Origin of the sequence: Citroniella saccharovorans (assembly GCF_035481615.1) — a bacterium.
GTDB lineage: Bacteria > Bacillota > Clostridia > Tissierellales > Peptoniphilaceae > Citroniella > Citroniella saccharovorans.
The window spans coordinates 106,917-126,138 of record NZ_JAYKOT010000001.1; the positions used below are offsets into that span (position 1 = coordinate 106,917).

General features: G+C 38.9%; 13 protein-coding genes and 2 pseudogenes. All 15 read right to left on the minus strand.

All coding sequences use genetic code 11. From position 1 onward, the window contains the following. Positions 1-108: 108 nt before the first annotated feature. Positions 109-405, minus strand: a pseudogene (locus VLK81_RS00505) (DUF3847 domain-containing protein). Positions 406-588: 183 nt separating this feature from the next. Next, on the minus strand, positions 589-867 hold the full coding sequence (locus tag VLK81_RS00510; protein ID WP_324618616.1) for a type II toxin-antitoxin system YafQ family toxin: 279 nt from the start codon (positions 865-867) through the stop codon (positions 589-591). Then, on the minus strand, positions 857-1,129 hold the full coding sequence (locus VLK81_RS00515) for a type II toxin-antitoxin system RelB/DinJ family antitoxin (RefSeq protein WP_324618617.1): 273 nt from the start codon (positions 1,127-1,129) through the stop codon (positions 857-859). The genes VLK81_RS00510 and VLK81_RS00515 overlap by 11 nt, the downstream gene beginning before the upstream one ends. Before the next feature lie 957 nt (positions 1,130-2,086). Then, positions 2,087-2,254 carry a hypothetical protein gene (locus tag VLK81_RS00520; RefSeq protein WP_324618618.1) on the minus strand — a complete coding sequence of 56 codons (168 nt, stop codon included), beginning with the start codon at positions 2,252-2,254 and terminating at the stop codon, positions 2,087-2,089. A gap of 500 nt (positions 2,255-2,754) precedes the next feature. Further along, the gene (locus VLK81_RS00525; protein WP_324618895.1) at positions 2,755-3,174 is read right to left on the minus strand and encodes an Eco57I restriction-modification methylase domain-containing protein; all 420 of its coding nucleotides are present in this window, start codon (positions 3,172-3,174) and stop codon (positions 2,755-2,757) included. A gap of 414 nt (positions 3,175-3,588) precedes the next feature. Further along, entirely contained in the window at positions 3,589-5,709 is a 2,121-nt protein-coding gene (gene brxL, locus VLK81_RS00530) for a protease Lon-related BREX system protein BrxL (RefSeq protein WP_324618619.1), read from the minus strand. Positions 5,710-5,732: 23 nt separating this feature from the next. After that, positions 5,733-8,378 (minus strand): BREX-1 system phosphatase PglZ type A, encoded by a 2,646-nt coding sequence (pglZ, locus tag VLK81_RS00535; protein WP_324618620.1) that lies wholly within the window; start codon positions 8,376-8,378, stop codon positions 5,733-5,735. Between the two features lie 236 nt (positions 8,379-8,614). After that, the gene (locus VLK81_RS00540; RefSeq protein WP_324618621.1) at positions 8,615-9,394 is read right to left on the minus strand and encodes a hypothetical protein; all 780 of its coding nucleotides are present in this window, start codon (positions 9,392-9,394) and stop codon (positions 8,615-8,617) included. Positions 9,395-9,407: 13 nt separating this feature from the next. After that, positions 9,408-13,019, minus strand: a complete 3,612-nt coding sequence (pglX, locus tag VLK81_RS00545) for a BREX-1 system adenine-specific DNA-methyltransferase PglX (protein ID WP_324618622.1) — start codon at positions 13,017-13,019, stop codon at positions 9,408-9,410. Beyond that, complete coding sequence (locus tag VLK81_RS00550) at positions 12,985-13,443, minus strand: hypothetical protein (protein WP_324618623.1); 459 nt, start codon at positions 13,441-13,443, stop codon at positions 12,985-12,987. The genes pglX and VLK81_RS00550 overlap by 35 nt, the downstream gene beginning before the upstream one ends. A 12-nt stretch (positions 13,444-13,455) precedes the next feature. Next, the gene (gene brxC, locus VLK81_RS00555) at positions 13,456-17,013 is read right to left on the minus strand and encodes a BREX system P-loop protein BrxC (protein ID WP_324618624.1); all 3,558 of its coding nucleotides are present in this window, start codon (positions 17,011-17,013) and stop codon (positions 13,456-13,458) included. A gap of 12 nt (positions 17,014-17,025) precedes the next feature. Continuing rightward, the gene (locus VLK81_RS00560; RefSeq protein ID WP_324618625.1) at positions 17,026-17,583 is read right to left on the minus strand and encodes a DUF1788 domain-containing protein; all 558 of its coding nucleotides are present in this window, start codon (positions 17,581-17,583) and stop codon (positions 17,026-17,028) included. Between the two features lie 14 nt (positions 17,584-17,597). Next, the gene (locus VLK81_RS00565) at positions 17,598-18,227 is read right to left on the minus strand and encodes a DUF1819 family protein (protein WP_324618626.1); all 630 of its coding nucleotides are present in this window, start codon (positions 18,225-18,227) and stop codon (positions 17,598-17,600) included. Between the two features lie 20 nt (positions 18,228-18,247). Beyond that, positions 18,248-18,331 (minus strand): annotated as a pseudogene (locus tag VLK81_RS00570) (helix-turn-helix domain-containing protein); the annotation flags it as partial. 382 nt (positions 18,332-18,713) lie between these two features. Continuing rightward, positions 18,714-18,920 (minus strand): hypothetical protein, encoded by a 207-nt coding sequence (locus VLK81_RS00575; protein WP_324618627.1) that lies wholly within the window; start codon positions 18,918-18,920, stop codon positions 18,714-18,716. Positions 18,921-19,222 lie beyond the last annotated feature (302 nt).

A 19,222-nucleotide genomic window follows, 5' to 3' on the forward strand; every position in this document is an offset into this window, starting at 1 on the left:
TTCTTTTTCTTTGCTTAACTATAGTATTATCATAATTTTATTTTAATGTCAATGTTTTTTCTTATTTTAGATTACCTTTTCTCAGTCTATTATTATCTAATATCTATCCTAATATTTTATCGTTTTTCTCATTATTCTAAGTGTTTCTTTAAATTTTTTTGTTTTTTTGGTTTTCTAGTAGAATTTTTATTTCTTCATCTGTTAGTACTTCCGCATTTTCTATAAGGCTTTCTAAGACTTATCCTCTTGTTATTAGTCTATGTGTTCTTTCTTTTCTTCTTTTTACTATGTCTTATTTCAATATCTTCTTTTCTTGATTTTCACGTGCCTTAATCTTTCTTCAGTATCGTAAGTTTTATCTTTTATTTCTTTTGACACTTGACTTAGTGGATCTAATTTTTTCATATAACACTCCTTTCTTACAATATAAAAAGAGATAACATTTCTGCTATCCCTTTCAAAATTTCATTATTAGAATTTTATGCCTTTTGAAATATCGCCTATATTTCTATAATGATTTTCTATTTCTTCTTGCTTCCTTCCTTTTAACCATATAAATCTATCCCTACGTTTTTTAATGTATTGTTGCTATTTAAATAAATCAGAATGTGAGCCAGTTCTTACGAGTGATAATACTAAAACCTCTTCTATTTTTTCATATATCAATAAAAAATCCGGCTCTATATGACATTCTCGAGTCCCTTTGTAAATCCCTTCTAATGAATGATCTCTATATTTTTCATCAGGAGCTTCATCTTTTGCTATCTTCTCAATAATTTCAAACAGCTTTTCAATATCTTTTCCTTGTTTTTTAGCTTGCTTTAGATCTTTTTTAAATCTACTTGTAAACTTTATCTTATACTTCAAGGGCTTTCCTCAAGTCATCCATATTATCGTAAGAAATAACATTACTATCCTTAGCTATCATTCTTCCTTCTTCTATGGCTTTTATAGTTTCATCATTTGGAATATCAAGTTTTAAATCAAAAGGAATGCCCCTTTCTCTAATACTTGCCCTTAAAAACATATTAATTGCAGTAGTCATATTTAAGCCTAAACTGGAGTAGATTTTTTCTGCAGCTTCTTTTATTTCTTTATCAGTTCTTATATTCAAATTTGTTGTAGCCATTTCCTCATCTCCTTTGACTTAATTATATGACAAAATTCGTTTACTGTAAATACATTGTCATTATGTTATCCCTGCTGATTTCATTATTTCTATTCTTCATTATCATGCTCGAGTAAAACTTGGTTTGTATTCCCAATTTCTTAAAAATAATTTAGACCATGTATTAGTTAGTTTACCTGATAATCTAAAGTGAATACTATATAAAGCAAAAACTCTTGTTCCATCATTTCTTGGCAAGGTAACTTCTTTTGTAATAATGCCTACGATTTTTATATCTTCTCCCTCAATTGTTATCGTTTCATATTCATCTAAATAATATGGTCTAATACCTAGTTTAGGTTTCTTTTAACATTAAATATCACTGCGATAAGATCATTATAATAATTTTCATTAAATGGATTACCTCTTAAATCTATTGCAAGTTTTTAAGTCTAGGTAAGTAGGTAAAGCCGTATTAAAATCTCCTTGTCTAATGATTGGGATAAATTTCCTATCATTGTGATTATTGTAGAGTTCCGAGAATATTATATGACTTTCATATATGGCACCTTTTTCTCTATTATTAGCTTTCCTTTTATATTTCAATTACTTAAATTACTCTTAGGCTTTCGTAAATCTCTCGTGGGAATATTTTAAAAGTATTTTTTGAGTACCTTCATTATCCATAAATACTTTCAAACACTGCACCTTTTTTCTATAAGTCTTTTGTTTCTTGCTTTTCTTTCCTATTCATTAAGTTTTTCTATAGCTGCCTTTTTGATTTTATAATTCTCTATTCTTTCCTCTTTCTTTTTGATCTGTTCTTCAATACTTAACTTTATTCTTTTACACGCCACAATGCACACTTTCTTAAAATAAAAAACGATTAGATTTTTATTTCTAATCGTCTTTAATCTTTCATCCTAAATATTTGTTAAGCACATCATTTATTCTTTTATTTAAGTCTAGTTGATTTTCTTATAGTTTATGAATTTTCTCCTCTAATTTATAAACTTTTTCCATTTCATGATTTTGTATTTCTATATTAGGAACACTGATATTAATACTTTTAATTCTGTCTATTGACGCCCTATGTGATCTTGAAAAGCCAATAGCTTGTCCCTCTTTTTCTAATACATGGGTCATATAGCATTCCTCCCATATTTTTTATTTGAATACCTTCATTTCCCTTACTTTCTGACCAGCTATAAGCTAAAAATTCACTCCGTTCTTTTACTGAACTTGGAGACTTAATAATTAAAGTTTTCTGATCTTTAACCAATGCAAAATAAAATATTTTATCCTTTTCTATTTCTTTAACAAATGAATAAAACATAGAATTTATCTTTTGTATTTGTTCACCTTTATCTAACTTTTTAAAAGTAACACGTTCTAAAAGGTTTTTAGTTCTGTAGTTTTACTAAAATCATCATAATACATTTTAAAATATTCTATATTTTCAAATTTATGGTAATTTTTAATCTCTTCTATAAAAGCTGTAAAGGTTTCTAAATCTACTCCTATATGTTCAATATAATCACCTAAAATTTCATCATCTTTCCAAAGGCTTAATTTTTGATTGGAGAAAATAGCCTGTATGTTATCTTCAATAATCTTATAATGTTTCGGTGGTTCGTTATATTTTTCTAAAAAAAAATTATTGTATCTTTACCTGTTTTGCCTAAAGTTGAATTTCCCAGCTTAACAATAGAGATTATTCTAAAATTCTTTATAATTATGCTTCTAGTCGCTTTATAACTACTTTGAGTACTGCTTAAAAAAGTGTCTGGGAGAATTACAGTCGCTATACCATTAGGCTTTAATAGTTGTAAGATTCTTTCAACAACTAAAACCTCTATTTTGCTACCTTGATTAGATATTAAATCTATCAACTCTAATTTATTTTCTAATAATTTTAAATGAGGTTTAAAAGTTTCTATTGAGTAGGGTGGATTAGCAACAAGAATATCAAAAAAATCATTTTTAATTCCCATTTCTTTATGGTTATCCAGTCCATCTCCAAAAATAATATTTCCCTCTCCAGCTCCATTCATAAAAAGAGATATCTTAGATACTCTTGCAAGCCTATAGTCTTTCTATATATCATAGATGTTTTCACTAACCCAATCATTGTTAGAATTTCCCTCTACTTTATTAATTAAATCTATTCCCTCTGTCAAAAAATGTCCGCTCCCGCAAGCATAGTCTATCAAAACGCAATCTTTGATACAATGGCTATCTGTGGCAAAGTGCCGAAAATGCCTTGAATCCGTGCTATTCCTGGGCGTTTTCCTGTATCTATGGCCACTCTAACAGCAGCCCATTGAACCCATTTGTGTTCGATATGCTGTGGTTGTTGATACCAAAGCGACACCTTCTTTCTCAATAATTAAAAAATATGGCAAGAATCGGCTTGATAAGATACGAAACCTGTTCTTCTGAATTTAATGTATCGTAATACATCGCTGACGCTCACCTCCTTACTCTACACCCAGTGCCTTAAATACTGCGTCCTCAGCACTACTATAGAAAATTAAATTGAAACTTCCAATCAGGTCTGCCGGTACGGTTCCGAGCTCCGCTGCTGATGTGATAGGCAGAAGCACTCTCTTTGCTCCACTATCCAAACATACCTGCAGAGAATTTGCCAGCTCGTCCACCTTCATTATAGTTCCACTGATGCTGATTTCACCAAGTACAGCAAGACTGCTGAGTGCTGGTTTTCCAAGTGCAATCGAGCAAATCGCAATCAGTGTGGGAAGGGACAGCTTTCCTGTCATGCCGATGCCCTGCAAATCCTGATAGTTGATAATATAATCTTTTGTTGTGATACTGATGGAAGCACTGATACGGTTTCCATTTGCCTTCAGAAAGTTGAAAGCTGTATTAGTGGATTCCTTTGCATCACGATCACTTCCGATACCTGTTCTTTCGAACTTTCCGTTACCCGGAAGCATCTGGCTCTCCAAGCGGAATAAGCCTAACATACCGCTCTTACCATGAGAGACGGTATATACCTGTCCAGGATTGCACATTCCTTCTGGGATGAGCTTACCGCCACCTTGCTCAGGTACGGAAACATAATGTTCCTCAAAGGTTTCCTTATCTATGTAGGAAAAGTTAACATCGTAGAACTCCATACCGCCCAGCTTCTTAAGCTGCTCCTTAACACGCCTACGCATCTCCATAGAAATCTGGAGAACTTCTTCTACTTCTTCTTTTGTAAAACTGCCATCCGGATACAGAAGTTTTAAATATCCGTCTGCCATTCTGCGCACGGCGATAGTATCTCTCTGATTAAGATTCTTACCGAGACGGAAATAATTATCAATAGCATCACCGTACTGCTCCTTACGAAGCTCACGAATGAACTCTGCAAGATAGTCACTGATAAATCCATAATCATTTGTAAAATGCTCTGGTCGAAACTTCGGAATCTCCCATCCTGGCAGATAGCAATGCATACGGTCAAGGAATGCCGTGTCTGTTCCCATTTCCGGAGGGAATGGGTCAAATAAGCTTGATGTCTTCAAAAGTACATCTACGCTTTGATTGATATTACCAACGAATACCATAGAAGCAGATGCTGCCTTTTCTTCCTTTCCTCGTGCAAAGGAACCAGAAGCCATGTAATCTTTCATTATCTGCACGCCATCTTTATCCTTGAATTTGATACCTGCAACTTCGTCGAAGGCTACGCAGTCCCATAATCCAACCAGACCAACAGTCTTGTGAGCCATGTTATAAAATAAGTTTGCTACTGTCGTCTGGCCTCCAGAAACAAGGATGCTATTCGAAGAAATCTCCTTATAAAGATGTGATTTACCTGTGCTTCGAGGTCCCAGCTCGCAGAGGTTGAAGTTGTTCTCTACAAGTGGAATCATACGAGTCAAAAGAAGCCACTTCTCACGATAAGAAAGTTCGTCTGGCTCCATACCAATGGAACGCATCATAAGATCCAGCCATTCCTCTTTGGTAAAAGCCTTACGTCCCTGTTTCAAATCCTTGATATCGATATGAGGCATCTGAATCGGTGTCAGCTTACGAATGCTAATCGGAAATATGTCCTTCTGTTTTTTCTTTTTGGACTGAAGTGTGTTTCCATCTACATCGATGATTCCAAAGTTATTATCACCTTCGGTTTCATAATCCAGCTGAACAATACACCAGATACCACCGCAAAGAAGTCGGTCATACTTTTGTGGATACTCATCAGTAATAGGGATATTGGATAATCCCAGATTGGAGAATTCCGCAAAGAAACAGTCCTTCTTAATATCCAATCGCACTGTTACCATATCAATGATGGTATGGCTGCCTCTACTTCTAAGACGAGACAAGACTTTCTGCGCTTCATCTGGTCTTACAAAGTTATCAGCAAGGATATGCTTGACATTCTGCACACCCTGCTCGATAACCTCATCATCGTCTGAACTGCAATATTGACCCAATAGAAACTCAAGAACATAAACCGGCACATTTGCACCCTCCTTGATTTTCTTAGTCAGGTCTTTGCGGACAATCTTTCCATCAAAGTTTTGACGCAATTTGTCCTTTATTATTTCACGAGAGCCTTCGCCCACTTCAAGATTGTCACTCATTACTGCTCCTTCCGAACAAGCTCTTAGCTAAAAAAGTCAAACTCATCGACTGCAAATGCGATGTCAATCTGAAACTCTTCTTTCTGCGGCATCTTGAGACCTGTTTCGTCTGCGATGACCAAATAATAGCTTGCTCTATTATCATACTTTAGTGATTTCAGGTTGAAGCTGCAGCGGAATGTACGCTCCTGTCCATTATCACTGGTCTTATCTGCGATAATCTTTGCTGTATCACTTATCTGCTTTCCATTGGAATCAACAAAATACAGCAGATAGTTTGCTGCACTGCGGTTATCGCCAACCGCATCCTTTTGATAGAAGTTCAGCGAGAATATCATATTACTGATTTTACGGCTTGCGGAAAGAAGTCCTACTTCTACAGGCCTCGTGTCATACTTAGCCTTATTGCGCTGATAAGCCTTGGAATCATTGCGAAGGTAATGATATTCAATAACTGGAACAACCATCTCCTGAAGACTGATGCCGCCGTGCACGAAATTGAGGCCTCCACCTTTCTTCTTAATGCGAACGCTCTCTCTCGGCGCAAAGGCATCGTATCCATCGTCCATGAATTTCACCGGAAGTAAATAATCTGGAGCTGCTCCTTTACGGGTAATCAGATAGCGGCGGTCAATCTCCACATCCTGCTCACTGGGCGAGGTCTTATCCACCTTGGATTCTTCGGAGAGCGGACTGTAGGTATAAAGAAATCCGTGATCAGCGGTAATGTAAACACGAGTACCACCGAACTCATTGCGGATGATTCTTACAATATTTTTGATTTCTTCAATTGCATCATCACATGCCGGAAATACCATGCTGTCAGAAGTATGGCTGGCCTCGTCTACCTTATCATGGTAAATATAAACCACTTCCATACCCTTAACTAAGGCACTCCTTTCCGCACGTTTCATCGGTGCAATATCCTTATATTTGAGGGCTACGCTTTTGATATTTGCAGCCTTGAGAACTTTATCTCGATTGCCTGCATCTGTAGACATTCCATCTGCAAGAATCTGCAAATCACCGCAACTGCGCTCACTTACAGATAAGTTTTTATGTGGCAAGAGTGCTGCCATACCGAATTTTGTAACAGTAGGGAAGATACCTTCACAGGAGCTAAGTGCAACCTTACTCTGTGTCTCACGACGAAGCTGGTCTGCCAGAGATGCTGCCAACTCATAACGGAAGGCATCTGAGATTATGACAAACACACGATTGTCCTTACTCTTAACATTCTGATCATAAAAGTCCACCTGCTGTGGCACTTCCATAATGCGACCATACTTTGCGAGTTCATCAGCGCAAGCATCGGACCAATTATTACCCAGCTCACCAAGGAACCAGTGCGTATAAAGGCCCTCCACCTTATCAGTCACCTGCTTGAAAAGATCATCCAGATGGTCATTTCCGACCTTCAGGCTCTTTCCAAACGCCAAGTGATACTTACGATAATAAGTATCCATACAGTAGTAATCTTCGGTATACTCTTTCCAGACATTTCTTGCCTCCACAGTATGGAAACCCGCAGAGTGTTCCAAGAAGAACGCCTGCATCTTTGCAACCTGAAGAATACCCTCGTAGTAGCATTCCACATCGTCGTACCACGCCAGAGTCCGACGCTTCTCGACTGTATTTGTGATCACATCTACATTGATAATATTATTACTGATTTCTGTCATTATCTGAGTCAGGATGCACTCGTTGACGCAAGGGAACACCTCAGTAGCTACCAAGTCATCCAATGGTACCTGCTTGAAACGCTTTCTGAGAATGAGGTCTTCTTCCACATTTCGCAGAATTTCAACGAGGTCCTGTCTGTTATCTCCTGCAATCCACTCAGACACAAAGTCGTAGCACCAAGCCTGATGCGGTGTGGAAATAAAGCTATCGAGGCCTGCCAGATACTCCATACGAAGGGTTCTGGTTGTTGCAGTAAGCAGAATATGTGTCACCAACTTCTCGATGGTGGAATCGTCTCCTTCAAAATATCCGGTCGCCTGCTTTACAAGTGCCCAGAATGGCGCTACAGCTCCATAATTTACAAGGCTCTGGAACACCTCATTGGACTTTATATCGCTTCCACCACTTATGACAGCTTTTACTATGCTATTAGGCTGAGCATTCTTGGTTCCACAGATAGCCGCCATAACAGTAAGATGCATCTGTGATGGCGTGCTGATGCCCTTATTGAGCTTTGCGAATGCCGCTCTTCTGGTCTGTGCTCCGAAGAATTTCTTATAAAGCTTAACAAGTCTGCGGAAATCCGGAGTCTCCGGAAGGTAGGTCTCATTCATCCAGATAGACACCAAGTCAGCTCTAAACTCTTCGCTGTAAAGCTCGATATTCAAAAGCCAGTTATCCTCCTGTGACTTATATGATATCGGACTGTAAACCAGATAGTTGCTGGTGGTATCATCCACATTCAGTAGCTTCTTAGCTGCAAAGTTGTTGGTGCCTGTAAGCACCAGTAGCTTTACATTATCTATCTGAATATCATCTAGCTTGTCCTCAAACTCCCTATCCTCGTCATACCAGAAGATTATACGACGCTTATAAAACTCCGGAAGTGGTGCAGCAAATCGCTTATTCAAATCTTGGATTATTGTGTCTAAATGACCCAGACCACCCTCTCGTTCTTTCGGGCTCACCTTGTCCATACTGGCCATGCTGCCACCTCCTTACTTAATAAAAGTTCAAGCCGCATTTTTCAGCAGCAACCTTCGACTTCAAGTCATTAATAATCATAGCCTTTATCTCAAGCCATGTAACAGAAGTATTTGTTCGCAACTCTTGTTTTATTCTTTCAAGGCATTTAACAAGAATCCTACGTACAGTTGATTCCAATTCGAACAATTTAGATTTGGAAATATTCTGCCCATCTCCTTCATGTAGAGATTCTGACCTAAGATGGTAAAATACTTTCATTCTCGCATACATCTGGCCTATTGCTGTCGGTGTATTCTCTAGCATTACTGCGACTCTTTTGGAAAGTACTTCTTTTTTTCCCCCGCTGATGATGATCAAGTAGTGTCATTTCAAGAGCCGTAGTAAATTGTTCAAATCCAGTTGCTATGTCAACTTGCTCAAGACCCCAAACAAACTCATCAATACAGTTTTTAAAAATTGTATACTCTGAGCCATGATAATCAGATAAAAACTGATTACATGACATTACCTCATCCGGCACCAGAGAAAACACCCTATCATCAGTAGTATTTCTTGTTACATTAATACTGGTGTTGTGCAAAATATTTTTCATAAATCCAATAGAAAATACATTGTCAAGGAAAATCTCTTTTGTACCGATGTTACCTTCTTTGAAAAGATGCAACAACGAAAACATCTTGTACAAATAATCTGTTTCCAACTTGTTGTGAGCTTTTACTTGATTACCGCACATCATATCTTTATCGGTGTACACGCCCGGTCCTTTAATTTGGTTCTCTATCTGATAAACATCCTTTTTGCTAATGCATATCAGGTACTTTCCATTTTCATCAGATTTAATAGAGTCTAAATAGTCAACTGTTAGATCCCCTCTACAATCTGTAATTTCCTCCTTAAATGGCAAATTATCGATATAATTTTTTTCAAAAGAGTAGCCATTGCCTATTTCTATTCCAAGGATGGTCTCATCACAGTATAGGACAGGTGCATTAATAGAAACATTTACCTCAATCAATTACGGTACCTCCTTACTTAATCTTTGCCAAGACATCTTGGAAAATCGAATAGTTCTTCTTCACACCATCATCAAGGTCGATGGAAATCATCTGGTCCGCCAAGTGGTGTATTTTTTCTTCGTATTCATGGATTTCAGTCGCTTGATCACTCAGTGTTTTAAGCTTCTTACTCAGTCTAACTCTCTCGCTGGTAGATGAACTTTCCATGCGGTTCTCCAAATCTGCAATCGCAGTACGGTAGCGAGCCTGCTGCTCATGGACATAATCCGTACGAATACGAGCGAGGGTATCCAGCTGATAGCGATGCATGTAGATCAAACATTTGAAACCGTTCTTCTTACCAGAATCAAACATCCAGTAAATCGGACGTTTCTGATACATCTTGCAATGGTCTTTGTAGAAGCCGTTTAAGAAATACTTTCTGATAACATCTTTAGGCTGACCATTAGCTCCAAGAGCATCAGCAATGAAGCTCAGATTTTCCTCCAGTGTGTCTTTTCCATATACGACTTCTACAAACTTTACGAATAGGCCAACAATATCATCTTCAAAATACTCATCATCGCAAATAGGAATAATGTTATCCTTGTCTGCTGCAAAGCTAGGATACTTGGAAGCATCCCAATCTCCCCCAGCATAGGCAAGACCATCTACATCAAGGGAATAACGGCCGAACATACAGCCAACTGCATAGGAAATAAAGGAGACGACCTCGTCCTCTTTGGTGCGGATATACCTGCTGCCCTTCATGCTCTCCGGCACATCCTCCTTGCTGTCAAATATCCGCTGCACCGTAATATCCTTGTCCGCCACCTCCGGTGTGAGCTCATCTTGAAGGCCATAAATGTCAATAAAGATGCGGTTAAGTTCTTCCTCGTTAGCTTTTAACTGATTGAACCGGTCATCACATTCAGCCTGCCACTGGTCAAAGGCTTCGGCAATGGTAGAAACGTTGCGAAGCAGTGGATGATACTTGAAATCCCATGAGGTTTCAAAAGAATCCCAATCATGTTTTGCTACACCTATATTATTTCTGGTTAGATTGCCTACTCTTGTATAAATGTTAGTTTTTCTAATAATTGGCAGCGACGCAACATGACCTACTTCATAATTCAATGTCGGAGATATGGCAGATAGAATGTCTAGTGCTATCTTTGAGTTAACGAAACCTAGATCGTAAAACATGTCGTCAGGATTATTATAAAAAATACAGCAACCAGCAACATCAAATATAAATCCTTGCGGATAATATCTAAATGCTATATCTCCACTTGATATCTTAGACCAGCTCAAACATGCTTTGAAATACTCACTTATGCTCTTTATTGTCCTAGTTGGAGACTTATATAATGATGCAGCATAAGCTTTTATTTCTTTCCCATCATTCTCATAGTTAACCAGATGGTCAATGTTTCCATACCATTTCTTAAACTGCCCTCCTTTGTTATAAGGGAACCATTTCTTATAAGATTTTTGTGCCTCACTAGCATTACTATAGTTAAAGCCTATTCTTGGATAAGCAACTTCATACCACAATCTTAAAAATCGTTTGTTATCCGAAGTAGCCATTCCTTGCCTTGTGTCACCTTTGGTTTTTAAATCTATTCCATTGGAAAAGTTTTCTATTAAATTCTCACTCACCCAATACGCCACAGGGCTGCCAGGGATTTTGGAGAAGTTGGACTGATCTACTGAGTAGCGATTCTCACCTACAAGGAACATATCTTCTTTTCCTTGCTGCGTGGTCGGCTCAATTAGGCGGCAATACACCCCATTATAGTCTGTAACGTAACTTTTGCGGATAGCAAAAGATGTCGTCTGCACTACCTCTCCACCTATTTCTTCAAAGGCTCTTGCACCCAAATGCACCATGTTAATAATATCTTTGTCGAGAATTTTTTTGCGAAGTTTCTCAAAGCTGGACAGGAACATCCACGCATGTTGCGTTATCATTCCTTGTAAGCCATTTGCTTTTAGCATTTTGCCACAAACCTCGATAAATACAGCAAACAAATCGCTTTTGCTGTCAGGATAATTCTTTTTTACATAATCCGACAGCTTTGCACTCATACCCGATGCACCCATATACGGCGGATTTGTCACAACCACATCATATTTCTGTGCCAGTGCTTCTGCTACCTGCACCAAAGTTTTTAAACCAAGAGCTTCATCCGTGTAAATGGACATCACTCTCTCACTCTGTATTTCATCAAAACGAACGTACAATGCATCCCAATCCAGATTGCTAACTGTGATGATAGACCCATATTCCTTTGCGTCATGTAGTTCGCTGGTAATGGTATCCATGGCCTCTTTCAGCTTGGCATCGCCATTGCAGAAATAGTCTACTGCATGTTGGTCCACATGATTGCTTTCCACAATGGCATAAACATGGGGCTGCACTTTGCGGCGAAGGAATCTCTTGTCATATTGGCAAGCCTTCATCATAACAGTAAAATAGCTAAGCTGCGCCGCACGGTCATCAATATCTAAACCATAGATGTTGTTTTCTACAATGCTTGTAACCGCTTCACGAGTGGTATAGCCATAGGATTCATAAATCTGCACAAGAACGTCAAACATATAAGCCAAAATATGGCCACTTCCTGAGCAAGGGTCGATGCACAGAATATCTTCCGGTTTCAATGCTTTATATTCTTCACGAATAGTCGCAAGCTGCGCCTGAACTTCCGGCTCCTGCTCTGCTTCTTCCAAATAATATTTCCAATTGGATTTCAGTCCACGGCCCAGACCGCCCTCTCGTTCATCTACGATGAACTTCACCTTGTCGTTCGGATGTCCTTCTACCCACAAACGGCCCAGGGAGTTTTGAACCATGTAGCGGACAATCCAGTCCGGTGTGAAAAGCTGAGTTGCTGCCGGAATATTTTCCTTTGTGATTTTCACATTCTTCTTAAGGGCGGCAAATACGTCGTCCTTCTTTTCACTGTTACAATACTGATACAGCCAGCCAATAATCTGGACAGCATCCTTCCAATCTTCCTCATCTATCAGCTCAATCATCTGATGCAAGGTGCTGCCCTCACGAAGAAGGTTGTCTGGGAATAGAAGCTCCGTGTAGTCAGAGAGTTTCTGGAACATGCCCGGAAGCACGCTATTCAGCGCATTGCATTGGGTAATCAAAAGATACTTATATAGCTTGTCATCATCGTTGGCTTCCTTGTAAGCATAGACTTTCTCCATGTCAAGCCCATCCAGCTCCAGATAGATTGCCTCTGTCAGTATCTGAGGCTTGAATGCGTTATTCTCATCTGTAAAAACACGCACTCTCGTAGGGAGATAACCATTTACCTCCATAAAACGCAGTGCAGAGAAGCGGTTAAACCATGTGTAGGCAACCTCTTCCATGACATGCTCGTATCCTTTTTCTTTGATTCTCTCGATCAAGGCAGCTCTCTGTTTCTTCTCAGTAGAAGAAAGCAGATGACCACCTACGCTATCGTCATTCGGATTTCCGATCTCTTTATCGGAAACCCCATATTTAAGCGCCATCTGGCTCACACGGGAGATTAACTCCGGCGAGCTTCTGTAGCGAATTTTTTTATCGCATTTTTGTTCATATTTTTTATCATTCCTTAAACAGGTTATTAAATAAATCTCCAATTTCCTTTTTTGTAGGAACAGTGTCAACTCCATCCAGATTTTTAAATGGAATTACCATATCCTTTGCGAATATAATTTTTGCGCAAAAGAGAGTAAGTTTGTATTCAGCAAAAAGCAAAATACAAGTTAGTACAATAACCGCTAGCAAAAGCAAGCATATTTCAGTCGTTGATGTTGGACTAAAAACTGCAAGTATATACCCAGCAACCAAATCTACAAAAGCTATCATATTCAGATAAGTATTATGTGCACTTTTTTGTAGCTTTTCTTTCTCAATTTTACAATTATCATTTTCATCTCGTTGAGCGATATTGCTACCAGGGAAACAGTTTTTAATTATCATTTCTTTTCTACACTTAACACTATTCAAAAGTAGTATCAATGCTCCTGATAGTTGAAATACTAACATTCCAACAAATAGCATATTAGCAGCTCCTTAGCATAATTTGATTCCGTCGCAATCCTTCATCATTGCAGTAAGATATGTCCTGACTTGTTCCACGTATTTATCTATATCTTCTTGAGTTTCCAATGTCTTTGATGGGAATACTGTCTGACGGTACACATTCTTGATAAACTTCTTCGGTGCTGGAGGAGTTACATTTCCATCTTCTTTCGGTTTGATGGTCGGTGCAACGGGAATCTTCGGATGACGGATGCTATCGATTATATTGACTGTTTCATCTTTGTATTCCCACATCTGTGGTACCAGACCATCGAGGAGCTGCAGGCTTTCGAGCTCTGCTACTCTTTTTTTCTTCTGGTCAAAGAATTTGTCGGCAAGCCCAGAAATTGTTCTAGCTTCATAGACATCACCGGCAAGAGTATGAATCTCAGCTAAACACTGGCGAATGATTTCAAGAATCTCAGCACGCTTTGCTTGGAGAAGTCTTCCATGACCCTCACGAACTGTATCCATCAATCCGTTCAGTTCAGGGATTCTCTTATAAACGCTGGTCTGTCCAGCTTCCACTAGGGTAATCTTACGAATCTCATTCAGAGCCTGATTTGCTTCCTCTTCTTTCTTTTGAAGATAAGAGAGGTCGTTTTTAAGTTCCGCTTCCATTCGAACAGCTGCATCGAATACCTGTACCTGATTCTTAAAGAATCCTTCTACTCTCTGCATGTCGTCCTTATTATCGAGAAGGTTGTCTTCTTCTTTCAGAAGTCGGTCAATTAGTGCCATGTTGTCCTTGCGCTGAGAAAGAATGTTATCCATTAGATTGAGCGCATTTATCACAAGCGAATGGTCCGGATATTTATGACCCTCGTAACGCTTGTTCAGTTCTTCATAATGTATCTTTTGTTCTTCAAATTTTTCTACAATGTATTTTACAAGTCCGTCTTCATCGTCCGGAACATCCATGACATCGAAGTATTCACGCAGCAATTCTTTGACGGCACGCATCTTCGTCGCAGTAATGACCTGACGCTTGGAGATACTGGTTTTGCCAATCTCGCTTTTTTTACGAAGCATATCTGGAAGTTTCGGATTACTTGGCTGGATGGTTTCTCCACCGTATTTGACCGTCACCTTCTGGTCATAAATCAGCATCGCAGCGACGACTGCAATATCGATTTCTTTCCAGCCATAAGGAATTGACTGAAAACGGCTCTGCACATCTGCCATCGAAGTAGGAAGTTTCTTTGCATACTGCATCTCAAGATACTCTTCCATCTTCACAGCAGCATCATGGTTTTCTTCCATGCCTGCCATGACACCGTTCAGATGTTCACCCTGCAGAATAGAAAGTACATCTGCATCCGTGTCAGCGTTCTTGGTTATAAGGCCGAGTTCGCTATAAACATGCGTTACCAAATATTCTAGCGCTTGGTCCAGCTTGCTCTTGGCATCGCCGCCCTTAATTTCTATATGCTCTCCATCCACATAGAACTCAGCACCGATGATTGCCTTCTTCAAATCTTCCTCTGCAGAAGACTCGTACTTCGCAGCCTCATTCTGATGATTGCGGATGATGTCCTGCACAGACTTCGGAAGCTGCGCTACGTTACGCTGCTTTACATACTTACGTACCTTCATTGCTTTTTCCAAAGACTCATAGTAAGGAGTTTCAGAAAGCACAACGATTGCCTGATTCTTAGACTCTGTCATAAGGCGAAGTTCGCTCTTCTCAACAGTATCCGTTGCTACCGTCATGATTCGAAGTCTCATACTACCAGTTACGGCACCAATATTTGTGTTGTCTACCATCTGGTCAAATGGGAAGTCGTACTTTCCATGGCGGTATTTCTTTGTTGTATAAATATCAGCGAAAATCATCTGTCCTATACGCTCCACGATTGCAGAGGTATCAACCTGGGTGTTTTTGTAAATATCTCTTTGAATATCCTGCTCCTCATCTGTCAGGAAATTATAAGTGTCACCTGATCTTCCGATGTAGTTCTGGCTAAGAAGACGGTCCAGACTATCACATACCTTTTCACGCATTGTAATCTTATCCAAACGAATATCATCTGCCATAAGGATTACAATGTTATCGAGGTTAGCCGGAATATCTTCCACATAACGGATAAGATACAGGAGTTTTAATACCTCCACATCCTGCTTATCAATACCATCACCATTATCTGCTGCCTTCTGGCAACGCTCAATAACACGGCGAATAGAGCTGTCAAGGAATGTATGTACGGTATCGTAGAAGAGGTAGAAGGGTGCAAGTGCATACTCGTCCTTGTCTTTAATCTTCTGTGCAGCCTCTTGGAATCCGGAAAGCATAGAACGTTCACCACCAGAAAGGTGCTTACCAGAGTTACCATGTTTACGAATTTCAGCAAATACCTTCTGCATGATTATGAACTGGTAAGGTACGAACGGGAAGTTTCTTGTAAAATCCTGCGGACCGGTATATCCCTTAATATCCAGCATAGCATCGGTGAAGCTGAATAGATTACGGAGAACGGAATCGTTCTGGTTATATACCTCAATGAGTGCCGGTTCCACTTCAGCTTTCTTCTTTAAAATACGTTTCTGAATAACTTCGTCTACGGAAGAAGAAGTCAGAGAAAGTCTGGTCTTGAAACGAGCCTGAATACGAGAGAACTCATTTTCACGAGCCTTAATAATCTCATCGATAGCTTCCTGACCAGTACAAACGACCCAAACCTTACCACCGCACTCACTTCCGATTTTCTCAAGCAAAGATTGCAGATTGATAAGAAGGTCTGTATCTCCACCTACATACTGGCCAACCTCGTCTACCATAAATATCAGACGGAAGTCATCCGGCTTATTATCCACATATTCTTTCATCTCAGAAACGAGCTGTGAAATGCTGGTTTCCACAGTTTCTGTTCCATTGAACCAGTTTCTTGCCGCTTTATCACTCATTCCAAGAACTTCTTTCAAAGTATCAACAACATCATCTTCGAAAAATGCAAAGGCATCTCTGGATTCAAGCCAAGGTCCACCATTCTTCTCTTCAAATACGCGGCGGAACTCCGTCGTCTTTTCAAGTTTTTCGATAAATTGCTCTAGCTTAGCCACCTTAAGATTCTCTCCATAAAACCCAAGATAGTTATAGAACATCTTTGCAAAAACACGAAGAACAGCCGTTTTATCTTTGTTTATAGATCCCTCGATATCGATATTGAAAAGGATGGTATCCGTTTGTCCTTTGGTAACGGAATCAATCAGCATAAATGTTGCCGGGTCATCTGAAAACTTTTTACGAAATCTTTCTACTGTAGAAATTCCCTGCACTTTCTGATTGTCAAGTAGATATGAGAGCATCTTAAGAAAGTGAGATTTACCACTTCCAAAGAAGCCGGAAATCCAAACACCAATATCAGCAGTTTCTTCATGGAAGGACTCACCATAATTATTAAAGAAGGTTATAAAGTGCTTCTTCAAATCTCTTGTTATAACATACTCATCCAATTCCTGAACGAGAACATCGGTTGCATCCTGGTCTACTTTAACGACACCGTTGATTTTACGATTAATATCCTCTTGGAATAATTGTTCAATAACCATTGCTACTCCTCCTTAAATCACATTAAAAGCTCTGTAATAAGAATTTTTCTTCAGGCGGTTGAAGAGCTGCACATCACGCCCATCATAACTACCTGGATAGAACACCAGAATTGGAAGATCTGGAAATTCTGGCTGCATTGCATTTAACAGGTCATGGACTCTGATAAATGGAAACACATCTCCCACTCCCGTGATGACAATTACATCACCAGCTTCATGTGGTTCATATTTCATTTTATTAACAAAAGCCATATTGTTCGCCATACGGCTCATTTGATCTCGAATAAATTCCATACCTTTTTTCTCTTCCATCAACGGTATTGTTTTAGCGATACGCTTATCTTCACAGATGGAAAGGAACACTTCATATAAGTTGTATTCTATAAGATGGCAATCCATTGACTCATCTGCCATAATCTTCTCGATAAATTGTCTGACCATCATTTCTTCCGATGGGTCATAACAGAAGATTCGTATATTTACCTCGTTACTCAATCCTTTGCCTTCAAGAAACTCCGGCTCCTGCATTAAGATTCTGAGGCTATCTAGTCTTTCTTTCAATTCACTCACTTGGGCCTACCTCCTTACGAAAAGCAATTGAATGCAGGAAGAGCTATCTCATCGCCATTTTCACGGATTGCATTCTCAAGTATAGGCTGGAGCCATACCGGATTGAGCTTTGTCGCTCTAATGCTATCGATATACTCATTCTCCACCAGCATCTTTGTAATTACCTGTTTCAACTTGTTAACGGTAGAATCCTTCCAAGTTGCTACCCAATCATCTTGCTCCTGCAAACGCAGAAAATAGCTATTCAAGTCTATCTTACCAAAAGTGGTGTCAGATAATCTGTATTTCTCACCGATGACTGTAATCATAAAATCCCAAATCAAGCGGTATTGTTTCATCATGGCATACAGACATATTTGCTTTGCCACAATGGATGGCTGAGTCGCAATTGCCCCTACCAAAGAATTATCGTCAAGTGCCTCTAATCTTCTCAGACAGGTAAGAGCCATGTTGCGTACCGACTTTTCTGTTGGATACTGAAATAAATTATCCGAAATGATAAGATTTATCACCTCTTCCGAGTTGTACCCTTCATTTAGCAACTTGGCAGTAGTACGCACCTCATAAAATAAAAATTGTTCTCTTGTTATGACAGCATTATATGGGCTTGCTGCCCGTAGAGCTGCTTTGTTATTTTGCTCCATTCAAATCCTCCTAACGAATTTTATTCTTCGTTATTCTTAGCTTCGTCATCCGGCAAAGTCTCTAAGATATCACTAATTTGACAATCCAATGCCGTGCATATTCTTTCTTGGTCCTTGCGACATTTGTCATCTCACCAAGTTTTGTGGCATCATCTCGCAACTTGGTGCACTTGCTCTTATCATCATAGACGCTCTTATATTCTTCAATAAAAGCAAAAACCTTAAACATTTTCTCCAAGGTTTCTATCGATACTTCAGGCTTAACATCGCCTTATTTCAAAGGGTATCTTTCCGCATAATTTTCCCTACTATAGATACGAAGGAAGCGTCCTACCATCTCTCTGAACGAAACGGAAGGTGTTGTTATGCCGTATGCCTTCAGCAGGTAATCTTTGAATTCATTCAGAGTCTGTGTTCTCTGTATTTTATAGTCCGAGTCGCAGATTCCCACTTCGGAAGGTATTTTTGTACTTCTGCAAAAATAATCTATTCTGTCGCAAAAGTGGTGATGTCGTGTTCGCCATAAAAATAGCCACGCAAGGTTCTCGCTTCCATGTCATATAGCAAAGAATCACCGTTGGGATTGAGATAGATTTTTACAAAAAGCGTTCTCGTAAACTCTTCCAGAGACAAGTCTCCTTGAAAATATGTTGCTAATTTTTGAGCAAACACTTTGAACTCAGTTTCTGCCAATCCCAAACACCTACATTTTTAATCAAGCGTGTACAACTACATAAGACTGACTCTAAGGATAATTCGTCTGTTTTATCTTTATTTTTTGCCATCTCTATTCTCCTTTAAATTATCTAATCTTTTACATTCAAATATATCTTATATATAACATTTAAAAAAATACAAATTTTTTATATGTTTTTATTTTTTTCTTTTATAATTTTTTCATAGATTATATATGTAATTATAACATTGTATTAGCTTTTTATACAGAGCCAACTTTCCCATCCTACAAGTATTTGCAAAATTACAATCATAACCAC